The organism is Xanthomonas populi, from assembly GCF_002940065.1.
Lineage (GTDB): Bacteria > Pseudomonadota > Gammaproteobacteria > Xanthomonadales > Xanthomonadaceae > Xanthomonas > Xanthomonas populi.
Genome location: NZ_MDEJ01000027.1, coordinates 1 through 19,949 on the forward strand (window position 1 = coordinate 1; position 19,949 = coordinate 19,949).

The 19,949-nt window shown below is 63.4% G+C and carries 15 protein-coding genes and 3 pseudogenes; 5 read left to right on the forward strand and 13 right to left on the reverse strand.

What is annotated here, in order from left to right:
- Positions 1 to 79: 79 nt before the first annotated feature.
- The 11 genes and pseudogenes from XpopCFBP1817_RS06380 to XpopCFBP1817_RS06430 form a co-directional block, all read right to left on the reverse strand.
- Positions 80 to 376 (reverse strand): annotated as a pseudogene (locus XpopCFBP1817_RS06380) (flagellar basal body protein); the annotation flags it as partial.
- A gap of 11 nt (positions 377 to 387) precedes the next feature.
- A complete protein-coding gene (flgJ, locus tag XpopCFBP1817_RS06385; protein ID WP_128416481.1) occupies positions 388 to 1,578 on the reverse strand; it encodes a flagellar assembly peptidoglycan hydrolase FlgJ in 1,191 nt (396 codons plus the stop codon).
- Position 1,579: 1 nt separating this feature from the next.
- A complete protein-coding gene (locus XpopCFBP1817_RS06390) occupies positions 1,580 to 2,698 on the reverse strand; it encodes a flagellar basal body P-ring protein FlgI (protein ID WP_128416482.1) in 1,119 nt (372 codons plus the stop codon).
- Positions 2,699 to 2,708: 10 nt separating this feature from the next.
- On the reverse strand, positions 2,709 to 3,401 hold the full coding sequence (flgH, locus tag XpopCFBP1817_RS06395; protein ID WP_128416483.1) for a flagellar basal body L-ring protein FlgH: 693 nt from the start codon (positions 3,399 to 3,401) through the stop codon (positions 2,709 to 2,711).
- A 38-nt stretch (positions 3,402 to 3,439) separates the two neighbouring features.
- Complete coding sequence (gene flgG, locus XpopCFBP1817_RS06400) at positions 3,440 to 4,225, reverse strand: flagellar basal-body rod protein FlgG (protein ID WP_128416484.1); 786 nt, start codon at positions 4,223 to 4,225, stop codon at positions 3,440 to 3,442.
- 639 nt (positions 4,226 to 4,864) lie between these two features.
- The gene (flgF, locus tag XpopCFBP1817_RS06405; protein WP_128416485.1) at positions 4,865 to 5,620 is read right to left on the reverse strand and encodes a flagellar basal-body rod protein FlgF; all 756 of its coding nucleotides are present in this window, start codon (positions 5,618 to 5,620) and stop codon (positions 4,865 to 4,867) included.
- A gap of 116 nt (positions 5,621 to 5,736) precedes the next feature.
- On the reverse strand, positions 5,737 to 6,960 hold the full coding sequence (gene flgE / locus XpopCFBP1817_RS06410; RefSeq protein WP_128416486.1) for a flagellar hook protein FlgE: 1,224 nt from the start codon (positions 6,958 to 6,960) through the stop codon (positions 5,737 to 5,739).
- A 31-nt stretch (positions 6,961 to 6,991) separates the two neighbouring features.
- A complete protein-coding gene (locus XpopCFBP1817_RS06415) occupies positions 6,992 to 7,663 on the reverse strand; it encodes a flagellar hook assembly protein FlgD (RefSeq protein WP_128416487.1) in 672 nt (223 codons plus the stop codon).
- Positions 7,664 to 7,701: 38 nt separating this feature from the next.
- The gene (gene flgC / locus XpopCFBP1817_RS06420) at positions 7,702 to 8,109 is read right to left on the reverse strand and encodes a flagellar basal body rod protein FlgC (RefSeq protein ID WP_128416508.1); all 408 of its coding nucleotides are present in this window, start codon (positions 8,107 to 8,109) and stop codon (positions 7,702 to 7,704) included.
- 6 nt (positions 8,110 to 8,115) lie between these two features.
- Positions 8,116 to 8,514, reverse strand: a pseudogene (gene flgB, locus XpopCFBP1817_RS06425) (flagellar basal body rod protein FlgB); the annotation flags it as partial.
- A gap of 270 nt (positions 8,515 to 8,784) precedes the next feature.
- Positions 8,785 to 9,729, reverse strand: a complete 945-nt coding sequence (locus XpopCFBP1817_RS06430) for a chemotaxis protein CheV (RefSeq protein WP_128416488.1) — start codon at positions 9,727 to 9,729, stop codon at positions 8,785 to 8,787.
- A 318-nt stretch (positions 9,730 to 10,047) separates the two neighbouring features.
- Here XpopCFBP1817_RS06430 and flgA point away from each other — a divergent pair, with 318 nt between their 5' ends.
- The 4 genes and pseudogenes from flgA (at position 10,048) to XpopCFBP1817_RS06450 (ending at position 12,736) form a co-directional block, all read left to right on the forward strand.
- Positions 10,048 to 10,692 carry a flagellar basal body P-ring formation chaperone FlgA gene (gene flgA, locus XpopCFBP1817_RS06435; RefSeq protein WP_006450204.1) on the forward strand — a complete coding sequence of 215 codons (645 nt, stop codon included), beginning with the start codon at positions 10,048 to 10,050 and terminating at the stop codon, positions 10,690 to 10,692.
- A gap of 66 nt (positions 10,693 to 10,758) precedes the next feature.
- Complete coding sequence (gene flgM, locus XpopCFBP1817_RS06440) at positions 10,759 to 11,070, forward strand: flagellar biosynthesis anti-sigma factor FlgM (protein ID WP_128416489.1); 312 nt, start codon at positions 10,759 to 10,761, stop codon at positions 11,068 to 11,070.
- 15 nt (positions 11,071 to 11,085) lie between these two features.
- Positions 11,086 to 11,347, forward strand: a pseudogene (locus XpopCFBP1817_RS06445) (flagellar protein FlgN).
- 153 nt (positions 11,348 to 11,500) lie between these two features.
- Positions 11,501 to 12,736 (forward strand): ATP-binding protein, encoded by a 1,236-nt coding sequence (locus XpopCFBP1817_RS06450; RefSeq protein WP_128416490.1) that lies wholly within the window; start codon positions 11,501 to 11,503, stop codon positions 12,734 to 12,736.
- 22 nt (positions 12,737 to 12,758) lie between these two features.
- Here the strand turns inward: XpopCFBP1817_RS06450 and XpopCFBP1817_RS06455 are convergent, their stop codons facing one another.
- Both XpopCFBP1817_RS06455 and XpopCFBP1817_RS06460 read right to left on the reverse strand, forming a co-directional pair.
- Entirely contained in the window at positions 12,759 to 14,480 is a 1,722-nt protein-coding gene (locus XpopCFBP1817_RS06455) for an EAL domain-containing protein (RefSeq protein WP_128416491.1), read from the reverse strand.
- A gap of 3 nt (positions 14,481 to 14,483) precedes the next feature.
- Entirely contained in the window at positions 14,484 to 16,616 is a 2,133-nt protein-coding gene (locus XpopCFBP1817_RS06460) for a sensor histidine kinase (RefSeq protein WP_167393847.1), read from the reverse strand.
- Positions 16,617 to 16,735: 119 nt separating this feature from the next.
- On the opposite strand from XpopCFBP1817_RS06460, the gene XpopCFBP1817_RS06465 reads away from it, so the two are divergent.
- Positions 16,736 to 19,522 (forward strand): sensor domain-containing protein, encoded by a 2,787-nt coding sequence (locus tag XpopCFBP1817_RS06465; RefSeq protein ID WP_208619560.1) that lies wholly within the window; start codon positions 16,736 to 16,738, stop codon positions 19,520 to 19,522.
- Positions 19,523 to 19,949: the final 427 nt, after the last annotated feature.

Genomic DNA, 19,949 nt, shown 5'->3' on the forward strand with positions numbered 1-19,949 from the left:
GTTTTATCTGGCAACTTCATGTTTTCACAAAAGAAATCGGGTTCTGCGAGTCATTTTTACACGTATGTCGGCTGAACCCCGAATACAGGCTGTCCACGCGGTTGGACAGCGAAGACAACTGCTGTAGGCGCGAGAGTTCGCCGCCGCTGTCGAGCAGGCGCGAGATGGCCAGCTGGTCGGCCACCCGGCCCACGTCGGTGATCTTGGCGCCATTGCCCACGAACGCGTAACCAATGTCGGTGGGCGTGCGCGTTGCAAATTCCACACGTTGGCGGCTGTAGCCTTCGGTATTGATGTTGGCGACGTTATGGCTAACGGTCGACAACGCCCGTTGGAAGGCGATCAGCGCACTGGTCCCGGTGGACATGATGGACATGGGCGTTTACCTCAACGACGAATGGTGCCAAGCCCGGCGGGCTCGGCGGTGCTGGCATAGCGGTTGGACAGGTCGGCCGCCGCATTGCCGATGGCGGCCACCGCACGGTCGATGGTCGGACCGTTGGCGATCGCCGCGATCTTGGCTGCGTAGCCTGGATCGGTGGCGTACCCAGCCTGTTGCAAGCCGCGTGCAAAACCCTTGATATCGGTGCCGGCCTGCAGTGCGGGCTGGTAGCGCTTGTTGTTTTTCAGCAACCGCACGTAGTCGGCAAAGCTCTCTTCGGCCGAGCCGTAAGCACGGAAATCGGCGGTTTCGGTGGTTTTGACGCCGTTGACGTATTCGTGGGTGCCGGTGGTGACCTTGTCGCCACTCCAGCCGGTGGCTTTGATGCCAAACAGGTTGTTGGAATCGCCGCCATTGCCGATACCGCGACGGCCCCAGCCGGTTTCCAGCGCGGCCTGCGCGACCAACGCACGCGGATCCACGCCGAGTTCGCGCGCGGCTTTTTGCGCATGCGTCCAGATCTTGGCGACGAAGCCTTCCGGGGTGCGCTCGCCCAGGCTGGCGACGGCGCTGCTGGCCGCGCTCGCGTTGACCGCGGCATTGGCATCGGCGGCATCGCTGACCGCCACGTCGCTCCAGCGATCGTTGGCCGACGGCCAGCTCAGTGCGGCCGCATCGTCGCCGCCGGACTCGCCGCCGCCGGTACGCCCGGCGATCAGATCCAGCACCTGGCTCATGCCGATACCGGTCAGGCCGCCTGCGCCAATTCCTGCGGCGGCGCCGATCGCTGTGCCGATGCTCGCACCGACGCTGGTTGCCGCGCCATCGCGGGAGGGCAGCGGCAACGAGGCGTCGCGCTTGCCGGCGACCAGGGCGTAGGCCTTGGCCGCATCGGCGGTGCTCAGCGAGGTGTTCAACGCCGGGCCACCGGTGTCGCCAGTGAGCTGCTTGGAGATCATCGCCGACAGGCCCAGCCCCTTGCCCTCTGTCAATGCCTTGGCCATCTGCTGGTCGTACATGTCGCGGAACATCTGGTTTTCACCCGGAAACATCGGGTCGCCGGAGCTCGCATCGCGCATGCTCTTGACCAGCATCTGCGCGAACTGTCCTTCGAGCTGACGTGAGACCTTTTCGATCTTTGCGGGATCGGCCTTGGTGCTCGGGTTGAGATCAATGGGCGAGGCTGCGATACGCATGTCAGATCACCTCTAGCTCCGCCGTGAGCGCACCGGCTTGCTTGAGCGCCTCCAGAATGGCCACCAGGTCGCCGGGAGCGGCGCCCACTTCGTTGACCGCACGCACGATCTGATCGAGCGTGGTGCCGCCTTCGAACTTGAACATGCGGCTGCCTTCGGAGGTGGCCGTGATGGTCGATTGCGGTGTCACTGCGGTGCGGCCGCCACTGAAGGCACCCGGCTGGCTGACGTTGGTGTTCTCGCTGATGGTCACGGTGAGCGAACCATGCGCGATCGCCGCCGGCATCACCCGCACCAGCTGGCCGATCACCACCGTGCCGGTGCGTGCGTTGACCACCACCTTGGCCGGCGCGTCGCCTGGCGACAACTCCACGTTCTCCAGCCGCGACAGCAGCCCGATGCGGGCGCCGGGATCGGTGGGCGAGCGCACCGCCACGGTCACGCCATCCACCGCACGCGCGGTACCGGCGCCAAAGCTGCTATTGATCGCCGCAACCATGCGCGAGACGGTGGTGAAATCGTTCTGGTGCAGGTTGAGGGTGATCTCGCCGTTGCCGGCAAACACGTCCGGCAATGCGCGTTCGACCGTGGCGCCGTTCGGGATGCGACCGACGCTGGGAATGTTGACCGACACCCGCGAGCCATCCTTGCCCTGCGCGCCGAAGCCACCCACGATCAGATTGCCCTGCGCCATCGCATAGACCTGGCCATCGGCGCCTTTCAGCGGCGCCATGAGCAGCGAGCCGCCACGCAGCGACACCGCGTTGGCGATCGAAGACACGGTAATGTCGATCGGCTGGCCGGGCTTGGCGAACGGCGGCAATTCGGCGTGGATGGCGACGGCCGCGACGTTTTTCAGCTGCGGGTTGACGTTCGCCGGAACATTGACGCCCAGCTCGCCGAGCAGGTTCTTCAAACTCTGCACGGTGAAAGGCGCCTGGCTGGTGCGGTCGCCGCTGCCGTCCAGGCCAACCACCAGGCCGTAACCGACCAACGCGTTGCCGCGCACGCCGCCGACCTGGGCAAGATCCTTGATGCGCTCGGCGCTAGCCGGCGCGGCGATCGCGCAGACCGCCACAGCGGCAGCAAGCAGACGGAAGGGCAGGGAAGACAGATTCATGGTCGCAGGCTCAGTAGGGCGACAAACGGGAATTGAAGAAGCGGCTCAGCCAGCCCATCGCGTTGGACTGCGCAACTGCACCGCGGCCGCCGTAGGCGATGCGGGCATCGGCCACCTTGCTGGAGGGCACGGTGTTGTCCGGGGCGATGTCGGCGGCGCGCACGATGCCTTGCACCTGCACCAGTTCGTCGCCCTGGGTCAGGCGCAGATTCTTCTGCCCCTGGATCACCAGATTGCCGTTGGGCAGACGCTGCATCACGGTGACGGTCACGCTGCCCTGCATACGGTTGCTCTGTGCGGTGTTGCCCTTGCCGGCAAAACTGCGATCGCCATTGGTGGAGTTGCGCAATACATCTGTGCCGTTGACGGTGAGCGGCACTCCGAGCAGCGTGGGCGTGCTCATGTCCACGGTGTCGGCCTTGCTGATGCTGGTGTTGGCGGTGGACGAGGCGGTGGTGCTTTCGACCAGGTTCACCGTCAGCAGATCGCCGACATCGCGTGCGCGGCGGTCGCCGTACAAGTTCAGGCCCGGGCCGGCGGCGTAGATCGCACCGGCAGTGGGCTGCGCCACCGGCGCGACCACCGGCACGATCGGCGCCAGTTCGGCGAACGGCCGTACATCGCCGGCTGCCACGCAGCCGCCCAGCAGCGCGCTGCAGGCAAAGGCAAGAGACAGCGAAGAGAGAGGGGGCAGGCGGGACATGGCGTGGATTCCTGGCAGGGCAGCGACCGGCGAGCCGATCAGACGTTGTTGTTCAAGTAACCGAGCATCGCGTCGGTGGTGGAGATCGCCTTGGCATTCATTTCGTAGGCGCGCTGCGTCTCGATCATGCTCACCAGCTCTTCCACCGTATTGACGTTGCTGCCTTCCAAGGCGCCCTGCACGGTGGTGCCCAGGCCATTGAGGCCAGGGGTGCCGTTCTGCGCGGGGCCGGAGGCGGTGGTTTCGACAAACAGGTTCTCGCCCTTGGACTGCAGGCCCGAGGGATTGATGAAGTCGGTCAGCGTCAACGCGCCGATTCCCTGCGCGGCGGCTTGGCCGGCCAGCGTCACGCTGATGGTGCCGTCGTTGCCGATGGTCAGCGACTGCGCGCCTTCAGGCACCTGGATGCCGGGCTGCAGCGGGTAGCCGCTGTTGGTGACCACTTCGCCCTGCGCATTGATCTGAAAGGTGCCGTCGCGGGTGTAGGCGGAGGTGCCGTCGGGCATCTGCACTTCGAAGAAACCGCGGCCGTTGACCATCACGTCGAGCGCGCGGCCGGTCTGTTGCTGGCTGCCCTGGTCGAATCCCTTGAAGGTGGAGACCACCCGCACACCGGTACCCAGTTGCAGGCCCGTCGGCAGCTGCGTCTGTGCGGAGGTGGATCCGCCCGGCGCGCGCACCTGTTGATACAACAGGTCCTCAAACGCCGCACGGTCGCGCTTGAAGCCGGTGGTGTTGGTATTGGCCAGGTTGTTGGAAATGACCGACATGCGCGTCTGCTGCGCATCCAGTCCGGTTTTGGCGACCCACAAAGCCTGATTCATGACCCGATTCCTCGTAAGGCCCGTGGATGTGATCCGGGCACGGCTGGGTATATGCATGTGCTGTGCCAAAACCCGCGCCGGATTTTTGCCGGCGATGCGCTGGATCACGCAGAGCAGGTGCGCGGCGGCCTGCGCAGGGCAGGGCTGGCGGCGGCTAGGCGCAAGCGTTGGAAACCTGCGTGGTAGATCAGGCGCGGTAGATCGGTTGCCGGTCAGCGATGTGTTCGACGACGTGTGAACCTGTGGCGCTGCGTGCGGAAGGGCTCTTAGAATTTGCCGGCTGGCATGGCGACGCAGTCAAAAGCCTGGTTGGTCGAGCGCGCGGTGCCCTCACCGCTCGCAGGACACGCCGTGAATCCGTCCTTGGAGGCTCGGTGGCGGCATTCGTGCCGCCACACGGTCCCGCAAGCGGCAAGGACACCGCACCAGAGAGTTAGTTGGTTGCCTTGTTGAAAACATGCACACCGACTAGCTCGACGGGTCCTTGCCCGCCCACCGTCGCGGGACCTTATGCGGCATGGATGCCGCATAAGAGCGTACAAGGACGTACTTGCAGCGTGTCCCGCGATGGTGGGCAGTCAATGGCCCTGCAGCACCCAGTTGGCCGACTAGCGGCGGCGCAGTATTTTTGAGCCGCGTTTAGCCGTTCAGACGCAGCATCGAATTGGCCGATTGAGCGTTGTCGTCGCCGTTCTTGATGATCTTGACCTGCATTTCGAACTGACGCTGCAGCTGGATCATTTCCACCAGCGCGCCGGCGGCGTCCACGTTGCTGCCTTCCAGCATGCCGCTGTTGATGGTCTTGCCGGTGGCCACCGCAAATGCCTGCGCCGGGTCGGTGATGGTATTGCGCATCAGCCCGTCCGCGCGCCGCGTCAAACGGTCGGCGGGGGCATCGACCACCTTCATCTTGCCGACGATAGCCATCGTTTGCGGGCCTTCGCCCTGCGGAATGATCGAAATGTTGCCGTCGCTGCCGATTTCCATCGCCTGGTGCGGCGGAATCGTCATCGGCGCACCGCCTTCATCCAGCACCGCATGGCCGTTGGCGGTGACCAGCTGGCCATTGGCGGTGAGCGCCAATTCGCCGTTTCGGGTGTAGGCCTCGCTGCCGTCGGGCGACTGCACGGCCAGCCAGCGGTCCTGTTGCAGCGACACGTCCAGCGGGTTTCCGGTCACCTGTTGATGGCCCTGGCTGCGATCAAAGCCCTGGTCCACATGCAGCGCATCGATCCGCGACGGATAGCCCTTGCCCTGAATCTTGAACGCCTCGGTGTTGGCCAACGCGGCCTTGAAACCCACCGTGTCGACGTTGGCGAGATTGTGCGACACGGTGCCCTGCGCCTGCAGGGAGGCGCGGGCGCCGGTCATCGCAACGTAGAGAGCTTTGTCCATGGGAAACTCCGAAAGGCCGTGACCAGGAACCAGGAACCAGGGACCCGGAAGAGCAAGAGCGACGGCGAATCGGCTTTTGCTTTTCCGGGTCCCCGGTCCCCGCGTCCCGAGAGTCATCAACGAATATTGATGATCGTCTGAGTGACCTGGTCCTGGGTCGAGATCATCTGTGAGTTGGCCTGGAAGTTGCGCTGGGCCACGATCATTTTCACCAGCTGCTCGGTCAGATCCACCGTGGAGGCTTCCAGCGAGCCAGATTCGATCTGGCCCAGGTCCGAGGTGTCCGGCGCGCCGATGCGGGCGGCGCCGGAGGTGTAGCTTTCGGCCCACATGTTGTTGCCCTGCGACTGCAGACCCTGCGGGTTGACGAAGCTGCTCAGCGCGACCTGGCCCAGCGCCTTGTCGGCACCGTTGGAATAGCGCGCGAACACCACGCCGCTGGTGTCGATGCTGATTTCGTTGAGCTTGCCGCTGGCGTAACCGTCCTGGCGGGTGTCGCGCAGCGCGAAGGCTTCGCCGTACTGTGTCGAGCCGCTGACGTTGAGCTGCATGTTGAGCACGCCGGCGCCGGTGCTCGGGGTGAACGGGTCCATCGCGATGATGCCGTTGGCCGGGGTGGTCAACGCACCGGTGTCGGAGAACTGCAGCGCGGTGGGGGCACCGACGGCGGCGCCGTCCACGTAGTTGTGCACCTGCCATTCGTTCGGGTTGGCGGTCTTGACGAAGTAGGAGGTCTGCACGTGGCTGACGCCCAGCGAATCGTAGACGTTGATGCCGCCGGTGGAATGGCTATAGGTCTTGTCGTCGGCCGGGTTGAACGGGGTCACCGTCGGCGCGGTGGCGTTGCCGGGCAGGGTGAAGGCTAGGTTGACCGTGGAGGTCGACTTGGGCGGGCTGTCGGTGGTCAGCAACTGCAGGTCCGACAGGCGGCCGACGTCGAAGCCATTGCCGCTGGGATTGGGCGCGAATACCTGCAGGCGTGCGCCCTGCGGGTTGATCACATACCCGTTGGCATCGGTCTGAAAGTTGCCGGCGCGGGTGTACATCTTGGCGCCGTTGGAGGACACGGCGAAGAAGCCTTCGCCTGAGATCGCCAGATCCAGGCTGCGCCCGGTTGGGTCGATATTGCCCTGCGAAAACTGCTGCGCCACATTGCTGACGCGCACGCCCGAACCCACCGCATTGCGCGACAGACCGTAGCTGGTGCTCTGGAACATGTCGGCAAACTCTGCGCGCGATTCCTTGAAACCGGTCGTGTTGACGTTGGCGATGTTGTTGGACGTCACGTTCAGATCGGCATTGGCTGCGTTGATGCCGGACAACGAGGTATTGAAAGCCATGGATGAGTTCCTTTAAGTGTCGATTGCCAGCTCAGCTGACGCGGAGCACGTTGGCGAGCGGGGAGGTGCCTAGCCCCGTCAGGTTGAGATACAGGCCGTCCGTGCCGATCGTGACGCTGTCCACCGGTGCGTCGACGTAAGTGGACAATTTGCTCTTGGACCCGGCGGTGTCGGTCTGGGTGGCGGTCACGCCGTACTTGCCGGCTGCCATGCGGTTGCCGTTGGCATCGGTGCCGTCCCAGGCGAACGACACTTCACCGGCGGCGCTGGCCGGCACGCTGAGCTGTTTGACGAAGGTGCCGTTGGCGTCGGTGATTTCGAAGTTGACCGTACCGGCCGCCGTCGCGGCGACCACGCCATTGGCCGAGTTGGTGGCATTGATGGCCACCTGCGCAGACGGCACCAACACGTTGTGCCCGACCAGCGAAGCGCCCTTCAGCACCTGGTCGCTGTTCATCGAGTCGGTGAAGTTGCCGACCTTGGTATTGAGGTCGCCAATGCCCTGCACGGTGGAGAACTGCGCCAACTGGCCCAGAAAGGCGCTGTTTTCCATCGGTTTGAGCGGGTCCTGGTTCTGCAGCTGCTCGGTCATCAACTTGAGAAAGTCGGCCTGGCCGAGCGATTCCTCTTTTTTCTTGGTCGAGGCGGCGCTGGTGGTGCTTAGCCCAAGGCTGGTGTAAAGGTCACTGCCGATCGTGCTCATCTGGAATGGTCCGTAAGGTAAAGGTCAGCTAGGAAGGGTCAGCGACCCATCTTGATAGTCGCGAGTGCCAGTTCTTTGGCGGTATTGAGCATTTCCACGCCGGCCTGGTAGTTACGCGAGGCCGAGATCATGTTGACCATCTGCGCCACCGGGTCCACGTCGGGCGAAAACACATAGCCATCGGCATCGGCCAGCGGATGGCCGGGCTCGTAGCGACGGATCGGCGGCGCGTTGGTGGTGGTGATCTCCTTGACGTTCACCGAGGTCAGGCTGGGATCCTGGCGGCTTTGCTGGGCCTGGAAGATCGGCTCGATCGGCTTGTAGGTCGCCTCGGCCGAGCCAGCGACAGAGTCCGCATTGGCCAGGTTGGAGGCGATGGTGCTCAGGCGCACCGACTGCGCATGCAGCGCAGAGCCGGCCACATCGAAGATGGGAAGATTGCTCATGACTTCTTGGCCCGTGATCGCGGTGAGCATCGAGCGCACCTTGGATTCGAGGAAGCTCAGCGAGGCGCGGTATTCCAGCGCGGCGCGGCCGTAGGCAGCACGTTCGGCGTCGGGATCGACGGTATTGCCGTCCAGGCTGGGCTGATCGGATTCGCGCGTGATCTGGAACGGGTTGAGCCCGCCGCTGCTGCCGATTTCGTAATGCTTGGCGTCAGTGGTCTGCATCAGGCTGCCGTCGCGCACGCCTTCGGCGGATTTCAGTGCGGCCTCGAAGTCCATGTCCTTGGCCTTGTAGCCAGGGGTGTCCACATTGCTCAGATTGCTGGCAATGAGCTTCATGCGCTGCTCGCGCAGCGGCAGAGCATCGCCGTGGACGCCTAGGAAGGACGAGATGGAGTTGGACACGGTGCTCTCCCGCGAAGTGTTACCAGGGAGAAAGCAATGTTTGTGCCAATCGAGGTGGTACGGGCCGCAGAACGCGGAGAATGATCGGCGCTGCGACGAACGGCAGCTGGCCGTCCGTGAAACGCGGCGGACCTGTGTCCGTGACGAACTTGGTTCAATTCGAAAGCGCGTCGACGCACCGACCCAATTTTTATGCCGCAGCGCCCTTTGCAGCCGGGCGCAGCGTCTTGTTGCTGTCATCGGCTCCGATCCGGCAGCCGATCAGCCTCATCAGGCCGCTTCGGCGACCACTCTCAGGCGCGCCAACACATAATCGGCCAATTCGTGGGCACTGTATTTGGCCACGAACGCATTGGCGCCGACCTGCTCGACCATGGCGTTGTTGAACACGCCCGACAAAGAGGTGTGCAACAGCACGTACAACCCCTGCAAGGCCGGGTTGCGCCGGATTTCCGTCGTCAGCGTATAGCCATCCATCGCCGGCATTTCGATGTCGGAGATCACCATCGCATAGCGATCGGCTGGATTCTCGCCGGATGCTGCCACCTGCAAGAGATGGTCCAGCGCCTGGCGGCCGTCCGACAACAAGGTCGCCGCCACGCCCAGCTGGTCGAGCACGCTGCGGATCTGCTGGCGCGCCACCCGCGAGTCGTCCACCACCAATACCTGGAACTGGCGGTCGTAGGCCACCAGCTGCAGCGACGGATCCAGCTGCACGTCCTTGCTGACCTTGGCGATGTCGGCCAGCACGCTTTCCACGTCGATCACCTGGATCAGCTCGCCCTGGAACCGCGTCACCGCCGTCAAATAAGTGGCTTCGGCGCCAAGTTCCGGCGGCGGATGGATATCTTCCACCGCAATATTGACGATGTGCTCCACGCCGCTGACCAGAAAGCCCTGCACCGAGCGGTTGAACTCGGCCACCACCAGATAGCCGGGGCCGTTCTCGGAGAGCGTGTCGCGCTCCGGGTGGCCGATGGCCAACCCCAAGTCCAGCACCGGCACCGAGCGCCCGCGCACGTCGGCAACGCCGGCGAACTCGGTCGGCAGGCCGGGTACCTGAAACATATCCGGGCGGCGCAGCACTTCCTGCACCTTGAAGACGTTGACGCCAAAAAGCTGGCGCCCGCCTAGCCGGAACAGCAGCAGGGCCAGTCGATTGTGGCCAGCCAGACGGGTGCGCTGGTCGATGCGGTTGAGCAGATCGTGGGTCATGGGGCAGATATCGACAGTGCCCTCGGAAAACTTGAGCGGTTTTAAGGTTGGCGTGGGGCGCTGTCGGGAATCGGGAATCGGGAATCGGGAATCGGGAGTCGGGAATCGGGAATCGCAAAAGCGGAGGGCTTTCCGCAGCAAGCCCGAGGCGAGGGGCCGTGCGCTGACGTACTTACGGTGTTCACTAAGCAAATCGCACATCAGCAACGAAGACCGACCAAGGCTCAGCCCCCGACCGATTCCTCATTCCCGATTTCCGATTCAAAAACAGGCACACCTCTTGCACTGTCTGTTCCGTCTTCCTCCGGATCTGGTCCCATGCGCCTGCTACTGCTTGTCATCTTGTTGGCTGCCGCTCCGGCCTGGGCTCAGAGTTACCAATCGGTCGATTCCATCCGTGCTGCGGCGCTGGCCACCGTTGGCCCCGATGCCGAAGCCGAGGCCACGCTCGATCCGGGTCTGCGCATGCCGGCGTGTCCGATTGCGCTGCAGGCGCAGCCCACCGGGACCAACACGGTCGAAGTGGCCTGCCCGCAGCCGGCCGGCTGGCGTCTGTTCGTGCCGCTCAAGGTGCGTCGCAATCAGGACGTGCTGGTGCTGCGCCGCGGCATCAGCGCGGGAGAAACCATCTCGCTGGCCGATATCAGTATCGAGAAACGCGATGCCGCGCGCATTGTGGGTGCGGTACTGGCCGATCCGGTGGCTGCGGTGGGCAAGACCGCCCGGCGCATCCTGCCGGCCGGGTCGCTGCTGTCCTCGAACGATCTGGTCACGCAGCGGCTGGTACGGCGCGGCGATACGGTACCCCTTGTATCGCGCAATGGCGGTCTGGAAGTGCGCATGAGCGGTCGCGCCTTGTCAGACGCTGGCGAGAACGAGCGCGTCTCGGTGGAGAATTCATCTTCACGCCGGGTGGTGCAGGGGATCGTCGAAGCGAGCGGGACTGTTGTGGTTTCCAGATAAAAATTTTCTATAAAGTTTTTTTTCTGGGTGCCGTTATCCCCTACGACCTGTAGAGGAGTTCCTGACATGACCCAGAAAATCGAAGGCAATCTACCGACCTCCGCAACCCTTCGTACCGCCGCCACGAGCAGCAAGATCGCTTCGGCCGGTGAAGATCGCGCGTCCCCGATTGCCGCATTGCCGCCCACCGACAGCGTCAAGCTGACCGGCGAGGCCACCAACCTGCAGAACTTGCAGCGCACGCTTTCGCAGTCCTCGGCGATCGACACCGGTCGCGTCCAGGCCGTGAAGGAGTCGTTGCAGAACGGCAGCTATTCCATCAACCCGGATGCCATCGCCAGCCGCATGATGGATCTGAATCAGCAACTGGCGGGTTAATTCCCAGCCGAAAGGATGAACGTGAACGAGTTCCTGCAACGTCTCAGCGACGCGCTGGCCGGCGAACGCCAGGCATTACTCGAGAACGACATCGACGGGTTGATGCGGCATACGCAAGACAAGCTCTCGGCACTGCGCGCGCTCGAAGCGCGAATGCCAGAAGGCGAAGAAGCGCGTCTGCGCGAACTGGCCGAAGCCAACCGAGAGTGCGCCGTCCTATGACGCCAAGGGTCAATCGAGCGTCCTGCGTGGCGGCCGTTCGCTGGCAGTGGCTTGAGTGAAGGACCTCGCCTAACGCGTATGTGTGCATTGTCCAGCGCACCTGCGTTACGCGGTTCAATCCGCCCGGCGTCCCATATCGTGGTATAGCGCAATACGGCGCGTGGGCGGTTCGGCGTATATTGAAGCGTCTTCTACACTGCCTCTTCCCGTGACTGACAAGTTTTTTCTCAATCAAACCTTATTGCCGTCTTCGGCCATGCTGCGCGCCTTTGGCGATCAGATGCTCGAAGGCGTATTGATGTTCCGTGCAGACGGGCAGCTGATTCTGGCCAACGCCATCGCGCGCCAAAGCCTGTGCAAGGAAGACCCCGACGATGATCGCAATCTCGGCGAGCGGATCTCGCAGGTGTTGCCGTCCGATGCGCTCAATCAGGCGCGCACAAAAGGCACCTGGACCGGCAGCTTGCCGGTTGGCGACCGCGTGGTCATCGCGCATCTGTATTACAACGAAGAGCAGGGCATCGGGCACTTTCTGGCGCTGTTCCACAACATCGAAGGCCAGCAGGATTACGAGCGCGAGCTGCAACAGCGCCATGCCGAATTGCGTCAGGCCTACCTACGTTTGAATGGTGCGCAGGACAAACTGCTGCAGTCGGAAAAGATGGCCTCCATCGGCCAGCTCGCCGCGGGTGTGGCACACGAAATCAATAATCCCATCGGTTACGTGCACTCCAACCTCGGCAGCCTGCAGGAATATCTGCGCAGCCTGTTCACGCTGATCGAAGCCTACGAGCGCGCGCTGCAGGCGCCGGATCCGAAGGCGCTGATTCCCGAAATCGACGAGATCCGCAACCGCGCCGACATCGACTTCATCAGCCGCGATCTGCCGCAGTTGATGGCCGAGTCGCGCGAAGGTATCGAGCGGGTGACCCGCATCGTGCGCGACCTCAAGGACTTCTCATATTCGGACCGTTCCGAGTCGTGGAAGATGGTGGACCTGCACGCGGGCCTCGAATCCACGATCAACATCATCTGGAACGAGCTCAAGTACAAGGTCACGCTGGAACGCAATTACGCCGAGCTGCCGCTGGTGGAATGCCTGCCGTCCGAGCTCAACCAGGTCTACATGAACATGCTGCTCAATGCCGGCCAGGCGATCGTCGAGCGCGGCATGATCACCGTCACCACCGGCCGCGAAGGCAGCGAAGGCACCGAGCAGGTCTGGATCCAATTCCAGGACACCGGCGCCGGCATCGCCCCTGACCTGATGCAGCGCATTTTCGACCCGTTCTTCACCACCAAACCGGTCGGCAGCGGCACTGGCCTTGGCCTGTCGATTTCCTACGGCATCATCAACAAGCACCACGGCCGTATCGACGTCGAAAGCATACCGGGGCAGGGCGCGAGTTTCCGCATTGTGTTGCCGGTGCGGCAGCCAAGGTAGTGCTGGCGCGCTGCTTTATTCCTTATTCCCTACCGTTACGCAGCTCATCGTGCGTGCGGAAGGCCTGACGGATGTGCTCGCGCAATTCGTCGTCGTTCCAGGGTTTGGTCAGAAAGCGGTAGATCGCGCCGCGGTTGATCGCATCGGTCACTGTGGCCAGGTCCGTGTAGCCGGAGAGCACCAGGCGCACGGTGTCGGGGTAGAGCATTTTGACCCGTCCCAGGAACTCGGTGCCGCTCATGTCGCTCATGCGCTGGTCGGACAGGATCACCTGCACCTCGTTGGTGGCCAGCAGGTCGAACGCATCGCGCACGTTGCCAGCGGCCAGAATCCGGTAGCCGTCGCGGCGGAACAGCCGCACCAGCGAGCGCAGCACGTTTTCTTCGTCGTCCAGCAGCAGCAGCGTGCGGTCGGGGCGGCTTTCGGCGAACGACTCCGGGCGCAGGTAGCGGCGACGTAACGCCATGCCGGCCGATTCGGCCGACATCGGTTCGCCGAACAGATAGCCCTGGAAGATGTCGCAATCGTTGCGACGCAAAAACCCCAATTGCGCTTGCGATTCAACGCCGTTGGCAATCACTGTCATGCCGAGCTGATGGCCCATTGCGATGATGGCGCGCGCAATCGCCGCCTCGCGGCTGCCGGCCGGCGCGCTCTTGATGAAGCTGCGGTCGATCTTCAACCGATCCACCGGATACCGCACCAATGCACTGAGGCTGGAATCGCCGGTGCCGAAGTTGTCCAGACTCAGGCTGATGCCTTCGTTGCGCAGGTTGGCCATCGTCTCGTGGACGAAGTTGACGTTGTTGGTCAACGCGCTTTCGTTGATCTCCAGCGTGACGAATTGCGCCGGCACGCCGGCGGTCTGCAACATCGCCATCACTTCGTTGAAGAAGCCTGGGCGCAGCAGCTGCAGCGTGGACACATTCACCGCAATGCTGAAGTCGTCGAAGCCCTGATCGCGCCACAGCCGCGCCTGGCGCACCGCGTTCTGCAGCACCCATTCGCCGATCTGCACGATCACGCCCAGGCGTTCAGCGGTGCGCATGAAGCGCTCCGGCACCAGCATGCCCAGCGTCGGCGATTGCCAGCGCAGCAGCGCTTCCATGCCGACGATGCGGCCATCGCGCGCGCTTACCAGCGGTTGATAACGCAGCCGCAGTTCGCCATGCGGAATCGCATCCACGATCTGTCGCGCAATGATGCTTTCGCTATTCGCATTGGTGGTCGAGTTGCGTGTGTACAGCCGCACCGTATTGCCGCCTTCGCGCGCGGCCTGGTAACTGGCTTCTTCGGCGTAATCGAGCAGGGTAGAGAGCGAGCTCGAGTGTTCCGGGCACAAGCTGATGCCGACCTTGCCGGTCATGAACAAGGTGTACGGCAATACCGATAACGGTAATTCAAGTTGCTGGCGGATCTCTTCGGCAAAATCTTCCGGCAATGGCGTGTCTTCGCGACGCACCGCCACCACGACCATTTCATCGCTGCCATGACGCCACAACTTGCCGCGTGCGCCAAGAAATTCCTGCAGCCGGCGCGCGACCAGCGTCAGCGCCTGATCGCCGACCTCGGCACTCATGTTCTCGTTGATTGAGGCAAAGTGATCGATATCGATATGAAATACCATCAACGGCGGCCCGCCAGATGCGGCAGCGTCCACGAGATGCAGCAGTTCGGGATTGCCTGCGCCCAAGCGCGTAGGTTTGACGATTTCCAATCCAGGCGGGATAACGGGGTTCCACATGACTCAACGTCCACCATCGTCGTGGACGGACTCGCCGACCGGGTGATAGGGCAGGTGCAACGTCACGCGCGTGCCCGCTCCGGGGGCTGATTCTATCGCGAGCGCACCGCCGACGGTTTGCGCACGCTCACGCATCACGATCAGTCCAAGACCGCGCGGGCCTTCGGGCTCGAAGCCATCGCCGTCATCGCTGACTTCCAGGCGAAAGCTTTCGCTGTCGATCGATTGCAGACTCATGCGCACTTCGCCCGCACACGCATGCCGCAACGCATTGGTCAGGCTTTCCTGCGCGATGCGAAAACATGCCTGTTCGATTTCATTGCCGGGGCGTACGCTCAGTGCCTGGATATCGAGTTCCAGACGCACTTGCGAGGCACGGAACAACATCAACGCCTGCCAGCGCAGCGCCGCTTCCAGGCCCAGGGCATCGAGTTGTGGCGGGCGCAACAGCATCGACAGATTGCGCAGTTTGGTCACCGTGCTGTCGGCCAGCGACACCACTTCGAGCAGATCCTCGCGACGCGCAGCTGGATCCAGCTCGTCCAGCGCCGCATGCGCAGACAGCTTCATGGCGGTGATCGCCTGACCGATATCGTCGTGCAGATCGCGCGAGATGGCGCGGCGTTCGTCTTCCTGCAGCGAGAACAAGCGCTTGGCCATCGCCTGCAATTCGGCATTACTTTCGGCCAACGCATCGCGCATGCGCTCGGGTTCGCTCAGATCGCGCACCACCAGCAGTTTGCAGCCGCGCCCGCCGTAGCGAATATCGCCGGCCGACAAGCCCGCATAAAAGATGCTGCCATCACGACGACGCATCGCCCGGGCGCTGGACACCGGCTCGTTGCGATCGCTGCCCGCGCGCAGATACTCGCGCACGATCAGCAGATCGTTCTCGCCCACCAGCGTCTGCAGCGGTTCGCCCAGAATGGTTTCGCCCTGGAAACCGAACTGCGCCGAACCAGCCGCATTGGCATACATCACGTGCTCGTCGGCCAGAATCAACACACCATCGGGCAGCACACGCACCAACTCGCGGAACTGTTCTTCGCGCTCGCGCAGCAGGCGCCGCGACTGTTCGCGCTCGCTTACGTCCTGTAGCGTGCCGTGCATATGGCGGGCGCCGCCCGGCGTGGTCACGCTCTCGGCACGCAGGTGCACGGTGCGCGGCTGCGAGTCGCCGCCGGCAAGCGGCAGCAACACATCGATCTGCACTTCGCCACCGGTGCACATGTCTTCGATCATGCGTTCGATGCGCGCCTGAGTGGCGGTGTCCGAGGCGGTCAGCAGTTCTTCCAATCGATGCTCACGGCGATGCATCGGCACGCTGCGGCCCAGCAGCCGATACACCGCCGGCGAATAACGGCCCAGACCGGTTGCGCGATCCAACTGCCACGAGCCCAGCCGCGCGATGCCTTGCGCTTCTTCCAGCCGCTCGAGCGCTTCATCGCGCAGATGCTGCGCCTGGCGCTCCTCGCTGCGATCCACGGTGACCACCAGGCGGGCGGGGCCGCTGGCCAGATGCAGCTGATTGCTGCGAATCTCGACATGGCGCGGGCCGCTGCGGGTGAGCAGATCTTCGTGCAAGGTGCAGGTGTCGTCGCCCTTGGCGCGGATCTGCGTGATGATTTCTTCCAGGCGCACGCTGTCGGCATTCGGCCAGATCGCCTGCAATGTCTGCTGCAAAAATTCGTCGCGCTCCCAGCCGAAGAATTCCAGCGCGGCCGGGTTGGCATCCAGGATGCGCAGCGTGGCCAGGTCGTAGATCAGGGCAGGGCTGGGCAGGGCCAGGAACTTGGCCTGCAGCAGTGCCTCGGACTGCGCCAGCTGGGCGTGTTCTTCAACGATCAGCGCGACAAAGCGACGCAGCACCAGGTGGATCAAGATGCTCGACACCACCAGAAAGCTCGCATCCAACCAGCGCTCCGGCATGGCGGCACCAGCCAGGTGCAGCAGCCGGTTGCCCAGCAGCAGCCACACCACACCGGTCAGCAGATACAGTCCTGTCAGCGTCCACAGACCTTGCTGCAGGCGCTCGGCGAGGCGAAGTCGGGACACGGGAACGGACGAAAACGCGGGCGCAGCGATGGGATGAGGCATGGGTCCGCGAACGACCTTTAGAACTGACGATGCAGCCATCTTAGCCGTAACTCGACCCGGTTCGGTCGCGCCGTAAACAGGCACCTCAACTAATCCGAAAAACGGCCGTTACCCATTGCGACTCCGAGGAAGGGGTCGATTCTTCGGAGTGTTCCAGAGTGGACTCAGGCGTCATTGCAAGCATGCTGCAGCACCCGTTGACCTCAGCGGTGGTGGTGTTGGATGCGCATGGCCAGCCTCTGGCGGCCAACCGCGTTGCGCAGTCGCTTGGACTGCCGGCAACCCTTGGTGCATATGCCGACGTCCTGGAAAGCAGTCGCGCCCAGGTGGCCGATAGCGGTGGTATGGCCGCCTGCGTGCTGCCGGGCACCGGCGGCGGGCGTCTGGAAGGCTGGCTGCGTGCGGTTTGCGACGAAAATGGTCAGGCGATGGCCTTCACCTTGAGCATTCCCGAGCCGATGGGCGCCGATGGCACCAGCCGCTGGGAAATGGGCCTGGACAGCGCCGACCACGGCTTGTGGGATTGGGATATTCCTGCCGACGTGGTGTACCGCTCGGAGCGCTTGACCCGCATGCTCGGTTACTCCGAGCAGCCACTGCCGAACAATCTCACCGCGTTGTCCGGGTTGATTCATCGTGAGGACCACGCGCTGGTCAGTGCCGCCGTGCAGGCGCACCTAGACGGTCGCACCGACACTTACGTGGCCGAATTCCGCTTGCGTCAGAGCGATGGCCAGTGGCGCTGGATCCTGGATCGCGGCCGTGTGGTCTCGCGTACCGCCGACGGCCGCCCGCTGCGCATGGTCGGCACGCACACCGATGTGCATCACCACAAATTGCTCGAGCAGCAGCTGCGCGAGCAGCAGACCCAGCTCGAAGACGCCCAGCGCATCGCCAGCATGGGCAGCTGGAGCTGGGACACGCTCAAAGACACGCTGTGGGTATCGCCCGATCTCCTGCAGCAGCTCGGCATGACTCAAGTGCGTCTGCAGAGCAGTCGCGACATCCTGCGTCTGCTGGGCCGGCCCTCGATTGCGCAGTTGCGCAGCGCTTGGCGCAAGATCAAGCACGAAGGCATGCCGGTGCATTTCGAGCTGGAAGTCAACGGGCTTGCCGACATCAATCCGCATCATCTGCGGGTGTGGGCGCAGCCGGTCTTCGATGGCGACGGTGCCATGGTGCGCGTTCTCGGCCAACTGCAGAACGTCACCGAGCAGCGCCAGACCGACGCGCTGATCCGCTGGCGCACCGAGTTGCTCAACCGCGTGTCTGCACTGGGGAAGATCGGCGGCTGCGAGATCGAGGTCAACACCCGGCGCATGCAGTGGACCGAGGAGTGCTATCACATCCATGGTCTGCGCAAGGAAAACATCACCCTGGAGCAGGCACTGTCGCTGTACACCCAGGATTCGCGCGACGCTTTCGAAGCGGCGCTGCTGCGTATTTCCGATGGCGGCCTGCCCGAGCAGCTGGAGCTGTGTTTCTATCGCAACTCCGGCCAGCGCGTGTGGGTGCAGGTACTGATCGAGCTGGACCGTCGCGAAGGACTGCCGCCGCGTTTTGTCGCCTTGTTTCGCGATGTCACCCGCGAACGCGAAGCCAACGAGCGCATCGAATTGCTGGCGCACTACGACCGTCTGACCGGCTTGCCGAACCGCTTTCTGCTGCGCGAGCAGGCAGAGAACGCGATCCGCGAAGCGCATGAGCGCGGCCAGGTGTTGGCGATGCTGCTGATCGATCTGGATGGCTTCAAGAGCATCAATGATTCGTTCGGCCATGCCACCGGCGACAATCTGCTCAAGCTGGCGTCTTCGCGCTTGCATCAGCATCTGCGCAACAGCGATCTGTTCGGTCGCTTCAGCGACGACGAATTCATCGTGCTGCTGCGCGATCTGGGCGAGCCTGAAGATGCCGGCCACGTCGCACGCAAGTTGATCAGCGCGCTGGGCGAGCCGCTGCGCAAGGAACACGTCACCCTCAAGCTCGGTGCCAGCATCGGTATCGCGCTGCAGGGCGATGGCCTGTCGGATTTCGATAGCCTGCTGCGCGCCGCCGATGCGGCGATGTACGCGGCCAAGGAATCCGGCCGCAATACCTTCCATTACTACAGCCAGGACGTGTTGCTGCGTGCGCAGCGCCGCCTGGAACTGGAGCACGCGCTGCAGGGCGCGCTCGAGCGCGAGGAATTCACGCTGGTCTACCAGCCGCTGGTCAACACGGTGGGCGATGCATCGCCGGCGATCGAGGCGCTGATGCGCTGGAATCGCCCCGGCCATGGTCCTTGCAGCCCGGTCGAGTTCATCCCGATCGCCGAAGAGTGCGGCGAAATCGTCCGCCTGGGCGAATGGGTCATCGGCGAAGCCTGCCGCCAGGCGGTGGTCTGGAACCGCGCCGGGCTCAATTTCAGCCGCATTGCGGTCAATGTGTCTGCGGTGCAGTTGCGCGAGCGCGGCTTTGCCGAGCGCGTGCTGGAAATCTGCCGCGACAACGGTTGGTCGCCGTCGCGGCTTGAGCTGGAATTGACCGAATCCGCATTGATCCGCGATTCGGATTCGCTGCGCCGCTGCTTTGAGCTGTTCGAACAGAATGGCGTGCTGCTGGCGGTGGACGACTTCGGTACCGGCTTCTCGAACCTGCACTATCTCAACCGTTTCCCGGTGCAGCGCCTGAAGATCGACCGCAGCTTCGTGCAAGGCATGCTCGACGACGCCAATACCGCCGAAGTCACCCAGGCCATCGTGCATCTGGGCCATGCGCTGGGCATGCAGGTGGTCGCCGAAGGTGTGGAAACGGTGCAGGAAGACGCACTGTTACGCCTGCAGGGCTGCGACGAGATCCAGGGCTACTTCTACTCGCGCCCCTTGTCGCCACGCGACATGGCGCAGTGGTTGCGCGAAGCCGAAGCCGGCATGCGCCTTGGTGCTCGTCTGGCCGTCGCCAACTGACGCAGTGTGTGGCATCGCCTGCATCAGGTGGCGTCTGGATGTTCACAAGCCACGCCGGTCGGTTGGTCTCGAGGGCGCGATGCCCTCACCGCTCGCGGGACATGCCGTGCATCCGTCCATGGAGGTTCCGTGGCGGCATCCATGCCGCAACATGATCCCGCTAACGGCAAGGGCCCTCCAGCCAAGCAGCAGATCAGCCGCCCTGCAGCCGACGCATTCATAGCGTCCAATCCTCCCAACAGAGCCGAGATCTCACGGCTTTTTATCGCGAGCAAGCACCAACTTCGCAAGCGCATTCGTGCGCGCGATGTCTTGCACCACATCATTCCCATGACATCGCATTGATCGAAGCATCAAGTCGTGTCGTGTCTTAGAAGTCGCAGAGCAGGCGGGCAGGGGAGACGTCACCACGGTGCTGCAATCGATC